14 protein-coding genes are annotated in these 15,953 nt (G+C 41.2%); 10 read left to right on the top strand and 4 right to left on the bottom strand.

Translation table 11 applies throughout. The annotated features are described in order from the left end of the window. Positions 1-11: 11 nt before the first annotated feature. Both A7A69_RS13040 and A7A69_RS13035 read right to left on the bottom strand, forming a co-directional pair. Positions 12-1,217, bottom strand: a complete 1,206-nt coding sequence (locus A7A69_RS13040) for an acetate/propionate family kinase (RefSeq protein WP_120368568.1) — start codon at positions 1,215-1,217, stop codon at positions 12-14. Between the two features lie 386 nt (positions 1,218-1,603). After that, positions 1,604-2,869 (bottom strand): glutamate-5-semialdehyde dehydrogenase, encoded by a 1,266-nt coding sequence (locus A7A69_RS13035; RefSeq protein WP_151980770.1) that lies wholly within the window; start codon positions 2,867-2,869, stop codon positions 1,604-1,606. 341 nt (positions 2,870-3,210) lie between these two features. On the opposite strand from A7A69_RS13035, the gene A7A69_RS13030 reads away from it, so the two are divergent. Then, complete coding sequence (locus A7A69_RS13030; RefSeq protein ID WP_152877952.1) at positions 3,211-4,545, top strand: alpha/beta fold hydrolase; 1,335 nt, start codon at positions 3,211-3,213, stop codon at positions 4,543-4,545. 109 nt (positions 4,546-4,654) lie between these two features. On the opposite strand, the gene A7A69_RS13025 is transcribed toward A7A69_RS13030, so the two are convergent. Then, positions 4,655-5,512 (bottom strand): class I SAM-dependent methyltransferase, encoded by an 858-nt coding sequence (locus A7A69_RS13025; RefSeq protein ID WP_152877950.1) that lies wholly within the window; start codon positions 5,510-5,512, stop codon positions 4,655-4,657. Positions 5,513-5,619: 107 nt separating this feature from the next. Then, positions 5,620-6,639, bottom strand: coding sequence for a beta-N-acetylhexosaminidase (nagZ, locus tag A7A69_RS13020; RefSeq protein ID WP_120368572.1), 1,020 nt, complete (start codon positions 6,637-6,639; stop codon positions 5,620-5,622). A gap of 194 nt (positions 6,640-6,833) precedes the next feature. Between nagZ and A7A69_RS13015 the strand changes: the two genes are divergently transcribed. The 9 genes from A7A69_RS13015 (at position 6,834) to ispG (ending at position 15,951) form a co-directional block, all read left to right on the top strand. Continuing rightward, on the top strand, positions 6,834-9,023 hold the full coding sequence (locus A7A69_RS13015; protein ID WP_151980774.1) for a carboxy terminal-processing peptidase: 2,190 nt from the start codon (positions 6,834-6,836) through the stop codon (positions 9,021-9,023). 138 nt (positions 9,024-9,161) lie between these two features. Beyond that, the gene (locus A7A69_RS13010; protein ID WP_151980775.1) at positions 9,162-10,439 is read left to right on the top strand and encodes a glycosyltransferase family 4 protein; all 1,278 of its coding nucleotides are present in this window, start codon (positions 9,162-9,164) and stop codon (positions 10,437-10,439) included. A gap of 29 nt (positions 10,440-10,468) precedes the next feature. After that, positions 10,469-11,020: a phosphatase PAP2 family protein gene (locus A7A69_RS13005; protein ID WP_120368575.1), complete on the top strand. Its 552-nt coding sequence runs from the start codon at positions 10,469-10,471 to the stop codon at positions 11,018-11,020. 103 nt (positions 11,021-11,123) lie between these two features. Next, positions 11,124-11,324 carry a Fe-S cluster assembly protein IscX gene (gene iscX, locus A7A69_RS13000; RefSeq protein ID WP_152877947.1) on the top strand — a complete coding sequence of 67 codons (201 nt, stop codon included), beginning with the start codon at positions 11,124-11,126 and terminating at the stop codon, positions 11,322-11,324. 111 nt (positions 11,325-11,435) lie between these two features. Further along, entirely contained in the window at positions 11,436-11,867 is a 432-nt protein-coding gene (ndk, locus tag A7A69_RS12995) for a nucleoside-diphosphate kinase (protein WP_004994861.1), read from the top strand. A 121-nt stretch (positions 11,868-11,988) separates the two neighbouring features. Then, the gene (rlmN, locus tag A7A69_RS12990) at positions 11,989-13,215 is read left to right on the top strand and encodes a dual-specificity RNA methyltransferase RlmN (protein ID WP_120368576.1); all 1,227 of its coding nucleotides are present in this window, start codon (positions 11,989-11,991) and stop codon (positions 13,213-13,215) included. Positions 13,216-13,282: 67 nt separating this feature from the next. Further along, entirely contained in the window at positions 13,283-14,035 is a 753-nt protein-coding gene (gene pilW, locus A7A69_RS12985) for a type IV pilus biogenesis/stability protein PilW (protein WP_151980832.1), read from the top strand. Then, positions 14,026-14,808, top strand: coding sequence for a helix-turn-helix domain-containing protein (locus A7A69_RS12980; protein WP_152877945.1), 783 nt, complete (start codon positions 14,026-14,028; stop codon positions 14,806-14,808). The genes pilW and A7A69_RS12980 overlap by 10 nt, the downstream gene beginning before the upstream one ends. Positions 14,809-14,832: 24 nt before the next feature. Beyond that, entirely contained in the window at positions 14,833-15,951 is a 1,119-nt protein-coding gene (gene ispG, locus A7A69_RS12975) for a flavodoxin-dependent (E)-4-hydroxy-3-methylbut-2-enyl-diphosphate synthase (protein WP_120368579.1), read from the top strand. Positions 15,952-15,953 lie beyond the last annotated feature (2 nt).

The following is a 15,953-nucleotide window of genomic DNA, read 5'->3' as shown; positions in this document are numbered from 1 at the left end:
TTGAAAATATCTCAAATTAAACTTGCAATATCAGCTGTTTTTTTCGACTGTTGAATCACTTGCTCTGTTTCTTTCGCAATACGACCTTCTTCATCGGTTGGAATCACCCAAATCTGAGGGCCATGACCTTGATCAATACGGCCTTCTGTACCACGTTTAAGTGTATCGTTTTGAAGTTTATCCAGATGAAAGCCAAAATGCGGCAAATACGTCATGGTTTTTTCACGGATATAAGCTGAGTTTTCGCCAATCCCACCTGTAAAAATCAGACCATCGATTTTTGGTAAACCGCAGCTTAAACCAGCTAATGACTTGGCTAAACGGTAACTAAAGACTTCAATCGCAAGCGCCGCATCCTCATTACCATTTTCTGAAGCTTCGATCAGCGTACGCATGTCATTTGATAGATTGTTAGATAAACCTAGTAATCCACTTTCTTTATTCAGCATTTTATCGATTTTGTCGATATCCCAGCCTAGATTGTTGGCAATAAAACTATGAATGCTCGGATCAACATCACCACTTCGGGTTCCCATAACAATGCCTTCAAGTGGGGTTAAACCCATCGAAGTATCAAGGCTCTCACCGTTCCACACGGCACAGGTCGAACTACCATTGCCTAAATGTGCAGTTAACCAACCACCTTGGCGAAATTGACCCGCCAATTCACTAGCACGATCAGATACATATGCATGGCTTGTGCCATGAAAACCATAGCGACGTACATTGTGTTCAGTATAAAAGAACTTAGGTAATGCATAGCGATAAGCGTGTTCAGGCATGCTTTGATGAAATGCGGTATCGAATACGGCCACTTGAGGTAACTCTGGGAATAGACGCATAGTGGCATCAATACCAACCAAATGCGCAGGATTATGCAATGGTGCCAATGGCGTTGCTGCAACAATACGTTCAATAATTTCTGGGGTGAGTAACTCTGCTTTGGTTAAAGTACCACCGTGTACCACACGATGTCCTATCGCTTGCGGTTTATAATTAGCTAAACGCGCCAAGAGTGTTTCAAGCGCTTTTTCATGGTCGGCATGCGGAATGGACAATTCAAGAGGTTCGCCACCCACTGTAATCCCTTTAATCCGAGCTTCTGCTGTACCCAGATTTTCTGCCAAACCGTAAATTCGATTTTCACGGCGATCTGAAATCAGGGCATATTTGATAGAGGAAGAACCACAGTTAATAACTAAAACAGATGTAGACACGGTGTTATACCCAAAATGTTGTAAATTGTTTCCCTAATGCATTGATTTTACTTATCTGCTTATGGCAGGGTAATCATCAATGTGACATGTTGTAACATGCGTCGTTTTTCTGTCCAAGCTAGACTTTAGCCGATTAGACTTAAGCACTATCGAACATTATTTAATTTATCGCTAGCATTCATGAGTTAAAACCAACGAATTACCAACCTATCTGAATTTTCTTTTTAAAAAAAGAATATAACGTTAATTGGCTTATTTTTATAGCTCGATCATGTTGCAATTTATTTAATAAAAAGTATTTTTAATTGGAAAATCAAGCAAATTGTTTAAAGTTAAAGTGAGTTCTGGTTCTGCCGTCTTAACGACAAAACCAGAGGTAATAAATTTTATTGGCGAATTTGCCCATCACCAAAAACGATCCATTTTTGTGAAGTTAAGCCCTCTAAACCCACAGGGCCTCGCGCATGGATTTTGTCGGTAGAGATGCCAATTTCTGCACCTAAGCCATATTCAAAACCATCCGCAAAACGGGTAGATGCATTGATTATGACTGAACTTGAATCTACTTCAGCTAAAAACTTGCGAACCAGTGAATAGTTTTCAGTCACGATGGCATCGGTATGGTGTGAGCCGTATTGATTGATATGTGTGATTGCTTCATCAATTCCTGTGACCACTTTAACTGCAAGAATTGGTGCTAAATATTCGGTATACCAGTCTTCTTCAGTTGCTACTTTGACACTTTCACCAAGTATTCGGCGTGTTTGATCACAGCCACGAAGTTCTACATGTTTTTCAGCGTAAAGTTCAGCAATACGTGGGAGAAACTCTTCTGCAATATTTTCATCGACCAACAACGTTTCCATGGCATTACATACACCATAACGATGAGTCTTGGCATTAAGAGCAATTGGCAGAGCTTTATGTAGGTCTGCTTCAGCCTCAACAAAAACGTGACAATTTCCATCAAGATGTTTAATGACAGGAATGCGTGCTTCATTGGTAATTCGTTCAATTAAGCTTTTACCGCCACGTGGGATAATCACATCGACATATTCGCTCATGGTAATGAGCTGACCTACTGCTGCACGATCAGAAGTTGTGATGACTTGAACAGCATGTTCAGGTAGGCCTGCTTTTTTAAGGCCGTGTTGAATAGCTTCCGCAATGGCTTTATTGGATTCAAGTGCTTCTGATCCACCACGTAAAATAATCGCATTGCCAGATTTAAGCGCAAGAGAAGCGGCTTCTAGTGTTACATTTGGGCGTGACTCATAAATCATGCCAACGACACCTAAAGGAACACGCATTTTTCCCAGTTGAATGCCAGTTGGGCGATAGGACATATCGGTAATTTCACCGATAGGATCTTTAAGCGCAATCACATCTTTTAAGCCCTGTAACATGCCTTTAAAGCGTGTGGGGTTAAGTTCTAAACGATCAAGTAGAGCACTATCCAGATTGTTATCATGCGCTTTTTTCATGTCGATCGCATTTGCCGCTAAAATTTGCGGTTGACGATCTTCTAGCGCAGTAAAAATGGCTGAAAGCGCATTGTTTTTGACTAAGGTCGATGCGCTAGCAAGCAGGCGGGAGGCCTGACGCGCATTTTGACCTACTGTTTGCATATATTGTTCAATTGAATCGTGCATAGCAGTCTTGATCGGTTAAAAATTCATAAAGGTACAAGTGCATAGTAACAGGCTCTCACCAGATTGGTATAGTCATCATCGTGCTGTAACTTTGAGCAAATGAGTTATTTTATAAAAAAGTGTGAAATTGTTATGGTGGCTTTAAATATTTTGAAACTGGAATAATCTCGAAAATAGATGAGCGGTCATGAAACATGTTGCTTAAAAAAGTCACATCTGTATAGAATGAAACAATAAGGCTATTGACGTTATACAAAAAAATTGAGTAAGGATACATAGCCGTTGTGTCGCATGGAACGGAGCTTGCATAGATAAAAAACAACGCAGGCAGGAGGCAGGAAATGAATTCCATTATCCAGATGGACGCGGATCTTCACCAAGCAGGTTCACCTTTTGGTTTCTTTGATCTTTATCATAAAGATATTTTTAAACAATCTGCTCGCGAAACGTGGATTGATGGATGGAAAGTAGAATACATGGCTATGGCTGATGTACGTACAATTCATCAAACACCGATAGTGATTGTTGGTGGCGCTTTTCAAAACTTCAACTCTTATAAATATTGTGTAGAGCAACTTTTCGCCTGTGGACCAGTGATCTTAATTGATTTGCCTTCAATGGGTGCGAATCAGCAAATCACCAATCGGGATAATGGTGTTTCTGCGGGAACGCTTGAATTGTCTGATTTATCCAAAATGCTAGGGGAATGGCTAGATATTGTGGGTATTTCAAAAGTTTCCATGATGGGGATGTCACTTGGTTCAGTGGTTGCTTCTTCTTTTGCGCATCAGCGACCTGAGTTGGTTGACCGTATGGTTCTAATGGGTGTGATGCAAAAGACCCGTAAAAGTTGGCGTATGATTCTGGATGAATCACTGAAGTTGATGCAGGAAGACCGAATGGAAGAATTTGGTCAAGCGGTGATTTTGTATTTGGTGAATCATGCCAAAATGGATAAAACACGTATGTCACCAACCGCCAGACGTTTGTTTTTTCGGCAAATGGCTGAATTTACCAAAACTGAGCGTTTACGTTATGAAATCAACTGTAATCGTTTATTGCGCTTAAAAGATGTTCCAATTCCGCAGTGCAAAACCTTAGTTGCTGCTGGACAGTATGATAGTTTTACCTTGCCTTTTGAAAATGCAAATTTTGCTTTGCAATGTCCTGATATGCAGTTTGCTTTGATCGCCAATGCGGATCATGTTCCACAACTTCAGCGCCGTAAAGAAACGATGCATTTGTTTGCAACCTATTTAAATGGTGAATCGATTCATGGTCTGGATGGAATTATTACCATGACACGTGAACAAATGAAAAATATGGATCGTCGTGGTGAAGAACGTATAGAAGTCATGCAACCACATACGCAACTGACGCACCGTTATTTGCCTGAGCAGTTCAATGTCACCATTAGTGATTTAAGTTTCTTTGGTGTATTGTTGCAATTAGATCGGTCGAGTGAAGCCAGCCGCGTTGAAAGTTATCCGCGAGACTTGGCTTTACATCTAGAAGATGAAGAAGGTGTGTTTAGTATTGAATGTTTGATATTTCAGGTGGAGTCATCTGGAGTAAGGGCGATCTTTAAGCATGGTAGTTTTGCGGTTGCAGATCGTTTGCTGCGCTATGTGGCGCGACAAAAAGAACATCAACTTCAGTACGCTGAGGTGGTGTAACGCGATTAAAGATATCTGAGAAGCCATATCTTGCCGCGTTATTTGGGGATAAAAAACAGCGTTTTAAACGCTGTTTTTTATTGCAAAAATGTAGAGTAATACATCGGTTTTAACGCTGTTTCTTATGGCTGGCATGGATTGTCCAGACCAAATCGCCCATGTGCTCATGGGTTTGAGATGGGTGTGGGTTTTCTGAGTCAAAATAATGTGTGGGTTGTATGACTTCTACGTCATCAAAACCATTTTCCATAAAAAAAGTTTTAACATCGGCTGGCGTAGTAAAGTGAAAGCTAAAGGCGCTGCGAGACATCCATTTTAGAAGTTTGCTGCTACTCCAGATAATATTTGCCAACTTGTTTTTGACAGGTTCAGGGTACAAGTCTGTGAGATAATGTAGTTCCTTAAATGGCTTACCATATTCAGCAATTGACTGAATTAATTGAGCTAATAAAGGTTTATCAAAATAATTAATCAGCCCTTCACTTATCACCACGAGAGGGTGGGAGGGGTTAAATAAGTCAAACGCTTGTTTAAATTCTTCGGTAAATAAATCAACAGACAGCATTTCGGGTGCATTTGCTTCGATTTGCTGCAATGCAGCCTGTTTGGTTTGTGCCATGTCTGGTAAATCTAGTTCACGGTAAGTGATCTCTGGATAGTGTTGTCTAAACCACCAACCTCGCGGTGAAAGACCACTGGCTATTTCGAGTATCTGTAACTGAGGATGTTGCTCAATTAGCGTTTTAAGCTGATCATCCAGTAAGGTATGTCGTTGTTTGAGAGTACTTCGCATACTGCCGCCGACATATTTTTCTGCCCAACTTTCCAGAGGGTGAACCAGCGCAGCTAAGGACTTTCCCTTTTTGGTAGCAAATACTTGATGTGAGATCCCCATTTGATACCAGATATAACCTGTGTAGTGAGCGGTAAAAGAGATATGTCGATGTTTTGAAAGCGGTTGGGTCATATTCCTGAGCCTGTTATTTTATTTATCATCCATGCATAATTTTAGCCATCATGAATATACCCGTATATTCATGATGTAAAAGCGACTTTATTATAACCTTCAATGCTTTAAAAGCTATCTTTGAATTTTTCGATCTGCGCCTTATGAGATTGCCAGACGTCTCCTAATTCAAGCGTATTGCCAATCTTTAATTCAGGAATCTTGCCTCGCATACGTTCCAAGCGTTGCTGATGTGGTAAAGCTAGATGTTCAATAGAATCGAGTGCCAAACAAGCCGATGAGCGGTCATTGCACACCAATCCCATGTCACAGCCTGCTGAAAGGGCAGCTTGTAAACGTGCATCTGCTCCACCCGCAACACAAGCTGCTTGCATACTCAGGTCATCTGAAAATAACACGCCATCAAAACCTAGCTGCTTACGCAAAATTTCCTGAACCCAGAATGGTGAAAAACCGGCAGGGTTAGGATCGACCTGTTCATAAATCACATGGGCAGGCATGAGTGCATCCAGTTGTGGCATCAATTGGATAAACGTCTGCATGTCTTTTTGATAGATTTCATCATAACTACGATGATCAATCGCTGCGGCAACATGAGAGTCTGCCTGCACAGAGCCATGACCAGGAAAATGTTTGCCTGTGTTTGCCATACCTGCTTGTTGCATACCTTTCATAAATGCAGCAGCTAATGGCACAATATCCTGCGTATTTTTGGCAAAACCACGATCACCAATCACATCACTTACGTCATTGATATCCAAAACAGGTGCAAAGCTAAAATCAATGCCCACTGCCAAAACTTCAGTTGCCATGAGCCAGCCACATTGCTCAGCCAATTGAATCGCTTGTTCTGGTTGATGTTGATACAACTCACCAAAACGCCCCATCGCAGGTAATAAGGTAAATCCTGTTTTTAAACGCTGGACACGCCCGCCTTCCTGATCAACTGCAATTAAAATATCTGGACGGATTTGGCGCATGTGATCTGTTAATGCACGCACTTGTTGTGGCGATTCAATATTTCGTGCAAATAAAATCATGCCACCGACTTGCGGAGTGCGTAAGAGTTCAATATCTTCTTGTGTAAGTTCTGTGCCAGCAATGTCTAGCATCAAAGCGCCGATCATAAAGGTTGCTCGTCTAATTCTTGGATAAAACAATAGCGGAATTTTGCAATGATTTGCTACATTCTGTCAGCATAGAATATGATAAAACTACACGACATACACAAATTAAGTTGGGTAAGATGTTGAATCTGTGACATTCGGGGTCGATGGCACAGCATGTAATATTGGAAAATCCAAGGAAGTATTAAAAATTTATGAAACTTCAAATGATAGCTTGTGCAGTTGCAGTCGCGACTGGTGGATTGTTCTTCACACATGCGATAAACGAAGCAATTGCGGCAACTGATACTGCACCTGCGGCCATCTCTCAAACCATTCAACCGACTCAGGAACAAGCACTGGTTTCTCGCCAGTTAGCGACTTTGGTAGATCGTCAGCATTATTTAAATATGCGTCTGGATGCCAATACTTCCAATCGTATTTTAGATATGTATCTGGATAGTCTAGATCCTGATCATTCTTTATTTTTGGCTTCTGAGGTTCAGGACTACAAAACAAAATATGGCTCGACTTTTGGCGCAGCGCTGAAAGCAGGCAATTTGACAGGTCCGTATGCGATTCATGATCAATACCGTAAACGCTTACGTGCCTTTTATGAATACATGTTGTCTGAACTGAAAAAACCACAAAATCTGCATCAGCCTAACGTTTTTATTGATACTGATCGTGAGAAGGCAACGTATTTTAAAAATACCGCAGAACAGCAAGATTACTGGCGTAAAATGTTAGTGTCACAGCTCATTAACCTCACCATTAGTAAAGAAGAAGATCTGGCTAAACAAAAAGCTTTGAAAGACAACCCAGAGTTGGCGAATGGCCAGGATTTAACCAGTCCGGAAGATCTAACACCTGTTCAAACACTCACGAAACGTTATACCCGTCAGCTTGAGCGTATTAGTCGCGTTAAAAGTGATGATGTGTTAGATAAAACTTTAAACGCCATGATGGCAACTTACGATCCGCACAGTAATTACTATCCACCGATTGATGCGATGGAGTTGAATCGTCAGACTACGCTGCAACTGGAAGGAATAGGTGTTTCTATTCGACCTGAGCGCGGTAATGAAGACTATATTAAAATTGAAACCATTGTAGAAGGTGGTCCTGCAAGTAAGTCGGGTCAGGTCAAATCGGGTGATCGCATTGTTGGGGTTGCTCAAGATGGCGACAAAATGGTAGACGTGATTGGTTGGTCTAGTTCTGAGATTGTCGGGTTGATTCGTGGCAAACGTGGAACTAAAGTCACCATTAAATTGCTAGGACCAGGTGCATCTATGAGTCAGGCGCGTACTGTAAGTTTGGTGCGTGATGTGATCCAGGAAGAAGATGCAGGTGTACGTTCACGTACAATTGATGTTATGCGTGATGGGAAAAAACATACCTTTGGTGTGATTGAAATCCCATCGTTCTATTTGAACTATCGTGCGCGCCGTGCGGGAACAGAATATCGTTCAGTGTCTGAAGATACCAACAATGCTTTAAAATCTCTTTCTGCCAAAAAAGTAGATGGCATTCTTATTGATTTGCGCAATAATCCAGGTGGTTCACTTGAAGAAGTGGCACGTATGCTTGGACAGGTAATCAAATCTGGGCCAGTCGTGCAAATTCGTGATGGTAATGGCAATGTGAGTGTGTTTGAAGATAACGATGGCGGCGCACAAACTTACGCAGGCCCATTGGCAATTTTAGTAAATCTGGCTTCAGCTTCTGCGAGTGAAATCTACTCCGCTGCCATTCAGGATTATGAGCGTGGAATCGTGATTGGAAGTACCACGACAGGTAAGGGTACAGCGCAGGTTCAATTAGATACCTTGGCACATGGTCAGGCGACGTTAACTCAACGTAAGTTCTATCGTATTACAGGTGGAAGTACTCAAAATAAAGGCGTTATTCCAGACATCAAACTGGTCGATATTTATGATGAGGAGTTTGGTGAGCGTAAAGCTAAAAATGCATTGAAGTGGGATACCATTCCAACTGCTCCGTTTAAGCGGGAAGGTTCAATTCAGCCTTATGTAGAAAAACTGTCTGAAGAATCTAAAGCTCGTGTTGCAGTCGATCCTCAATTTAAATATCTTGAGGCACGACGTGCGATTGCTGATAAAACCAAAGATCAAAAACGTATTGTTTTAGATATTGATCAGCGTAAAGCGGAAATTTTAGGGCTTGAAAAACAAACCCTTGATGCAGAAAATCAACGTCGTGCAGCGACAGGCTTAAAACCTTTTAGTAATTGGGAGAGTTATCAAGCATCACTAGATGCATTGAGCGAATCTCGTGCCAAAATGAAGATCAATGCGCGTCCACCTTTACCTGAAGAAGAAACTTTTGTGAATGAAGCGGCGAATGTATTATTAGATTATGCCAAAGCACAGAAGCATTGATTCTCTTTGAGTAAGCAACAAAAAAGCATATTTCGATATGCTTTTTTTATGTCAAAAAACTGTCATCTGGGTATCATCAAAATGTAAAAACGATTGTCTAATATTTGAGCTATGAAAATAAATCAAATGGATAGTTGTATGCAAGGTTCATTCGCTACAACGCTGCTAAAACAAGAAAATTTCCCTGAAAATTTTAAATTCTACTTTAAAAACAGACATGCAAAAATCAGTCAGGATTGGCATGAACTGGATAAATTGGTACGTCCTAAACTTAAAATTGCCATTGTCACCGAGACATGGCCACCTGAAATTAATGGTGTGGCTTTGTCACTGTTACAATTATGCAAGGGTTTACAGCAGCAAGGACATAAGATTTTACTGGTTCGACCTCATCAAAATCTAAAGTGTGAAGAATTTTCACCGAATAAAGAATGTTTGGTGATGTCACAAACTTTACCTAAATATCCTGGTTTACAGTTTGGTTGGCCTCAATATTTAAAAGTCACAAAAGCGCTTGCTACATTTTCACCAGATGTGGTGCATATTGTTACTGAAGGGCCGTTGGGATTGACTGCATTGCATGCAGCACGTAGCAGGAATATTCCTGTATCAAGCGGTTTTCACTCACCTTTTCAGGATTTTAGCCGTTTCTTCGATTTAGCTTTTTTGCTCAAACCAATTCAGGGTTACTTGCGTTGGTTTCATAACAGCACAGATATGACCTGTGTGCCAAGCAAAGATACTGAAAAAGCATTGCGTGGTTTCGGAATTACATGTCCTTTAAGTATTGTAGGACGGGGTGTAGATACTGAAAAATTTTCCCCACAATATCATTGTAAGAAATTACGGGAAAGTTGGGATGCATCAGATGATACAACGGTCATGTTGTATGTTGGACGTTTATCACCTGAAAAAGAAATTCATTTGTTAATTCAAAGTTATGCAGCAATGCAACGTATGCAGCATCGAAAATTTAAACTGGTGATTGTGGGTGATGGGCCAGATCGTATGCGTCTCGAGCAGATGGCGGAGAATTGTGAGGTTGTTTTTACAGGAAGTTTAACTGGCAAGAATCTTGCAACTGCTTATGCAAGTGCTGATGTCTTTGTATTTGCTAGTCAGGTAGAAACCTTTGGTAACGTGGTACTTGAGGCAATGGCAAGTGGGTTACCTGTAGTGGCTTATGATTATGCTTGTGCCAGTCAGTATGTAGAGCACGGGGTGAGTGGTTGGCTAAGTCCATTAGGTCAAGTCAATACATTTATTCAAACCTTATATCAATTGCCTGTAAGATCACAGTTAAAACAGATGGGAATACATGCACTTAAGCATGTTAAACAAAGCGGTTGGCAACAACCTGTATATCAAATGGAACAAGCCTTATATCAGGTGGTCAAAGAGTTCTACCGAGTATAAATCTCCGTTTAAGTGAGAGGAGTGTCACCATGAATTTTAAAAACGCTAAAATTAGAATACTCGATTTAGATTTAAAAGGTTGTCTGTATCTGAACCATTTTTCGCATTCACAGCGAATTGCGCATTTCTTTAAAATCATCAGTCGGCTTGGTGATGGTCTATTTTGGTACGTCATGCTGTTTATGGTTTGGCTATCTCAAGGGTTGTTTTATGGTCTACAAATCATTTACTTATTATTAGGTGGTTCTGTGGGAACTGGAATTTACAAGTTTCTAAAACATAAAACCACACGCCCGCGCCCTTATCAGGTGCATCAGGTGATTGTACTGGGTGAACGCCCATTGGATCATTTTAGTTTTCCATCGGGGCATACTTTACACGCGGTTATGGCGAGCATCGCATTAGGTTATATCCAGCCAATTTTGGTGGTTATTATGCTTCCTTTTACTATTTTGGTAGCTTTGTCTCGCATGGTATTGGGATTACATTATCCAAGTGATGTGATTGTTGGGGCTGTCATTGGGACTGTGGTTGGTTGTGGAATTATTTTTGCAGCACCATTGATGAATATTCATTTATAAGTTTGAATGTGCATTGCCCTTTAATAAATCCAACAGTTCACATGTTCGCTTTGCCTGAAATTTGCTAAAGTAGCATTATTTGATTGATGCAACAGGACATACCATGGGCTTACGCTGGACGGATACCATTGATATCGCAATTGAACTGAGTGATGCACACCCAGATGTTGATCCACAATGGGTTCGTTTTACTGATTTACACGCATGGATTTGTGCTTTGCCAGATTTCTCTGATGATCCTGCAAAATCGACTGAAGGGCTGTTAGAAGCCATTCAAATGACATGGATTGATGAAGTTCGCTAAAAAATCATCGGAAATTTATAACTTTTACACAATCAAGGCTGATTATTACCGTTGACATCGGTATAATGCGCCCAATTTTTTACGTTTAAAATTTTAAGCGAGGAGCCACTCATGGCAATCGAACGTACTTTATCGATCATCAAACCAGATGCTGTTGGTAAAAACCACATTGGCGAAATCATTGCACGTTTTGAGAAAGCGGGTTTAAAACCAGTTGCGATCAAATACAAGCATTTGTCTCAAGCAGAAGCTGAAGGCTTCTATGCAGAGCACAAAGAGCGCGGTTTCTTTGCTGACCTAGTTGCATTCATGACTTCTGGTCCAGTTGTTGTTTCTGCACTTGAAGGCGAAAATGCAGTTCTTGCACACCGTGAAATTTTGGGCGCAACGAATCCGAAAGAAGCAGCACCAGGTACAATCCGCGCTGACTTCGCAACAAGCATCGATGAAAATGCTGCACATGGTTCTGACTCTGTAGCATCTGCTGAGCGTGAAATTGCGTATTTCTTCGCTGCTGAAGAGATCTTCCCACGCACTCGTTAATCGAGAGCATCCAAACCAGATAAGTGGTATTATACTTATCTGGTTTTTTATTTTTCTCTGAATAAATTTGCTGAAATATTAGGCAAGATTTCTTCGTCACTTCTATGGTTTAGGTAATCTCATGGCTTCTGTAATAGATCTCCCAGCACCAACAGAACATGCACAGCCTGCTGATGCGGTGCAAAATGCTGTCCGTGCCAAAGTTAATCTATTGGGTATGTCTCGCGCAGAACTAGAAGGATTTTTTGAACAATTAGGAGAGAAAAAGTTTCGTGCAGGACAAGTGATGAAGTGGATTCATCAGTATTTTGTCACTGATTTTGCTGAAATGACCAATATTTCAGGTAAATTGCGCACCAAACTTGAACAGGTATGTGAAATTACAGCGCCTGAAGTCGTACATCGTCACTACTCTAAAGATGGAACCCGTAAATGGGTGTTCCGTGTGGGTGATGGTGCAGGTTCGTTAGTTGAAACCGTATTGATTCCTGCTGAAGACAAGACTGGGTCACGTAAAACACTGTGTATTTCATCACAAGTGGGTTGTGCACTGGATTGTTCATTTTGTTCTACGGGTAAGCAAGGTTTCCAGCGCGATTTAAATCCTGATGAAATTATTGGACAACTTTGGGTCGCCAATCAGTCTTATATGGAAGATGTGCCTGTAGCAGAACGTAGTCGTTCCGTCACAAATGTCGTGATGATGGGCATGGGTGAGCCATTGCTAAATTACAATGCGGTACTTAGCTCAATGCAATTGATGCTAGATGACTTTGCTTATGGGATGTCCAAGCGCCGTGTAACGTTATCTACCTCTGGCGTGGTTCCAAAGATTGATCAACTGGCACAGGATATTGATGTCGCTCTCGCAATTTCTTTGCATGCACCTAATGATGAACTGCGTAATGAGTTAGTTCCAATCAATAAAAAATATCCACTTGAGCAATTGATTGCAGCGTGTCAGCGTTATCTGGCAAAAGGTGGCAATGAAAGTACGCGTAAACATGTCACGATTGAATATGTGATGTTAGATGGTGTAAATGATCACCCTGAACATGCACAACAAATGATTAAACTATTAAAAAATTTACCAAGTAAAATAAATTTGATTCCATTTAATCCATTTCCGCATGCGCCATATGGTCGTTCTAGCCGAAATCGAATTATTGCCTTTCAAAAAACTTTGTCTGATGCTGGATTTGTGTGTACGATTCGACAGACACGTGGCGATGATATTGATGCGGCATGTGGTCAACTGGTAGGGCAGGTCGCAGATCGAACTCGTCGTGCTGAACAATGGAAAAAGAAAGTCGCAGAGCGACAAGAGATTATTCGTTCACAGGGATAATATATTGGGGGTAGAGTTGTTGAGTAGATTCACTTCACGTTCCACAGTCTGGATTTCAGCATGTTTAATGGCATTGCTGTTAACGGGATGCCAATCTCAAAAAACAACCAAAGACCCAAAAAAAGCTGTACAGGTGCGCACGCAACTGGCAGCTGAATATATTAAGGCAGGTGATCTGGATGCGGCTAAGCGTGCATTAGATCAGGCTTTGGATGTGAACTCGCGTGATTCCATGGCCAATATGATGATGGGTGTGCTTTTACAACAAGAAGGCAGTGCAACAAATCTCGAGAAAGCAGACACGTATTTTAAACGTGCAATCTCGGAAGAACCTACTAATGCACAGGCTCGTAATAATTATGGTACGTACTTATACCAATTGAAACGTTATAATGACGCGATTGAACAATTTACGATTGCAGGGGCAACATTGGGGTACGATCAGCGTTATCGTGCTCTAGAAAATCTGGGGCGTATATATGTATTGCTTGGCGATCGTGTGAATGCTGAAAAGTCATTCAAACAAGCTTTACAGGCAAACCGCGACTCTTATGTATCTATGTTAGAGTTGTCAGAGATTTTTTATTTGCAACAGCAAATGCCAGCGGCGACTCAAATGTATGAACAATATGTCCGTACAGTGGGACAAACCAATCAAGGCGCACGTGCGCTTTGGGTGGGGATTCGTGTTGCACGAGCCAATGGTGATCGAGTTGGAATGCAAGCACTGGTGAATCAACTTCGTGCTTTATTTCCCGATAGTTCAGAATATAAACGTTATTTGCAATTACAGTACAGTACTGAGGCCGTATGGAAATAAATCCTAATTCACAGCAGCCAACTGGCTCAAGTTCACCTACTTCAGCATTAGGAAATGTTCAACGTCCAGGTGAGTACTTACGTCAGATTCGTCTTGCCCAGAAGCTTGAGTTAAATGAAGTGGCATCTGATTTAAATATGCCACCTAAAACCTTAACCGCTTTAGAGCAAGATGACTATAAAAGCTTGCCAGAACCTGCATTTATCAAAGGGTATTATCGCTCTTATGCGAAATACTTAAAAACAGATGCAACTGCGATTATTCAGCGCTTCGATGAAATTTATGCGAATGATACAGGTTTGTTACCAAATCATGCTTTAACCAACTCCCCAATTAAAATTATGGGGAAATTACCTGGTTCAAAAAGTGATCGGAACAGAAAGTGGTTGAAACGTAGTCTTATTCTGATTTTGGCTTTGATTGTGATTGGTATTATTGTGACCATGGTTCAAAACTGGTCTACCAAGAAAAATAATACGGTCGCACCGCAAAGTTCAAGTGTTGAAGTTTTACCATTAAATACAGGAGCAGCAACTTCTGGAGATGAGTTGGTGCTTAACTTTAATCGTCCGACATCGGTACATATTGTCGATTCTACTGGTAAAGTCTTGGCAACAGGGCGTCAGGCATCGACTATAACCTTAAATGGTCAATCGCCATTTCAAATTCGTCTGGATGATGCAGCGGCTGTGTCATTAAGTCTAAACCAAGAACCGATTTCATTGTCTCCATATACGGTAAATGGAAAAGCAGATTTCCGTTTATCTCGTTAATGAAGATTAAATGAGAGTGAAATAATGATCCAGAATCCAATCAAGCGTCGACCAACACGAAAAATTCGTGTTGGCTCAGTGTATGTCGGTGGAGATGCACCTATTAGTGTGCAAAGCATGACCAATACTGAAACCTGTGATGTTGATGCGACTGTCGCACAAATTCAGCGCTGTGCTGACGTAGGTGCAGACATTATGCGGGTGTCTGTCCCATCAATGGAAGCTGCGGAAGCTTTTGGTGAAATTCGTAAACGAGTCACTGTTCCTTTAGTTGCTGATATTCACTTCGATCATAGAATTGCATTGGCAGTTGCAGACTATGGTGCAGATTGCCTACGTATTAACCCTGGTAATATCGGTTCTGATCAAAAAGTACGTGAAGTCGTAGCGGCAGCGCGTCATCATGGTATTTCGATTCGTATTGGGGTCAATGCGGGGTCTTTGGAAAAAGATTTGCAGAAAAAATATGGCGAACCTACAGGGCAAGCTTTACTTGAATCTGCACTACGTCATATTGATATTTTAGATCGACTGAATTTCCACGAATTTAAAGTCAGTGTCAAAGCTTCCAATGTTTTTCTGACCATGGATGCCTATCGTTTACTTTCTCAGCAGATTGATAACCCATTACATCTAGGTGTGACTGAGGCGGGGATTTATCGTACAGGTACAGTGAAGTCTGCGATTGCATTGGGTGGTCTGCTCATGGAAGGCGTGGGAGATACCATGCGTATTTCACTGGCTGCTGAACCAGAAGATGAAATTAAAATCGGTTTTGATATTTTAAAATCATTGGGATTACGTTCTAACGGCATTAACTTTATTGCTTGCCCAAGCTGTTCACGTCAGGAATTTAACGTGATTAAAGTGATGCAGATGCTAGAAGAACGTCTGGAAGATATACGTACACCAATGGATGTTTCTGTGATTGGGTGTAAAGTCAACGGGCCTGGTGAGGCCAAAGAAGCTGATATTGGAGTCGTTGGGGCATCTCCTCGTTCATTGGTCTATCGCAATGGTGAAAAAAGCCATTTAATTGATACAGATCAATTGGTCGAAGAAATTGAGTCAATGGTGCGTGATCGTGTAAAAGCGATTGAAGAAGCAAAATCTAAAGAAATTATTCGTACAAGTTTTGAGTAAGT

It is taken from the genome of Acinetobacter guerrae (assembly GCF_009372255.1).
Lineage (GTDB): Bacteria > Pseudomonadota > Gammaproteobacteria > Pseudomonadales > Moraxellaceae > Acinetobacter > Acinetobacter guerrae.
The sequence above is the reverse complement of the archived record's forward strand: the minus strand, read 5'-3'. Positions and strand labels throughout refer to the sequence as shown.

Coding starts and splice junctions, on each gene's coding strand:
- A7A69_RS13035 (WP_151980770.1), bottom strand. CDS start 2,869: ATGCACGATTCAATTGAACAATATATGCAAACAGTAGGTCAAAATGCG.
- A7A69_RS13030 (WP_152877952.1), top strand. CDS start 3,211: ATGAATTCCATTATCCAGATGGACGCGGATCTTCACCAAGCAGGTTCA.
- A7A69_RS13025 (WP_152877950.1), bottom strand. CDS start 5,512: ATGACCCAACCGCTTTCAAAACATCGACATATCTCTTTTACCGCTCAC.
- nagZ (WP_120368572.1), bottom strand. CDS start 6,639: ATGATCGGCGCTTTGATGCTAGACATTGCTGGCACAGAACTTACACAA.
- A7A69_RS13015 (WP_151980774.1), top strand. CDS start 6,834: ATGAAACTTCAAATGATAGCTTGTGCAGTTGCAGTCGCGACTGGTGGA.
- A7A69_RS13010 (WP_151980775.1), top strand. CDS start 9,162: ATGCAAGGTTCATTCGCTACAACGCTGCTAAAACAAGAAAATTTCCCT.
- A7A69_RS13005 (WP_120368575.1), top strand. CDS start 10,469: ATGAATTTTAAAAACGCTAAAATTAGAATACTCGATTTAGATTTAAAA.
- iscX (WP_152877947.1), top strand. CDS start 11,124: ATGGGCTTACGCTGGACGGATACCATTGATATCGCAATTGAACTGAGT.
- ndk (WP_004994861.1), top strand. CDS start 11,436: ATGGCAATCGAACGTACTTTATCGATCATCAAACCAGATGCTGTTGGT.
- rlmN (WP_120368576.1), top strand. CDS start 11,989: ATGGCTTCTGTAATAGATCTCCCAGCACCAACAGAACATGCACAGCCT.
- pilW (WP_151980832.1), top strand. CDS start 13,283: ATGGCATTGCTGTTAACGGGATGCCAATCTCAAAAAACAACCAAAGAC.
- A7A69_RS12980 (WP_152877945.1), top strand. CDS start 14,026: ATGGAAATAAATCCTAATTCACAGCAGCCAACTGGCTCAAGTTCACCT.
- ispG (WP_120368579.1), top strand. CDS start 14,833: ATGATCCAGAATCCAATCAAGCGTCGACCAACACGAAAAATTCGTGTT.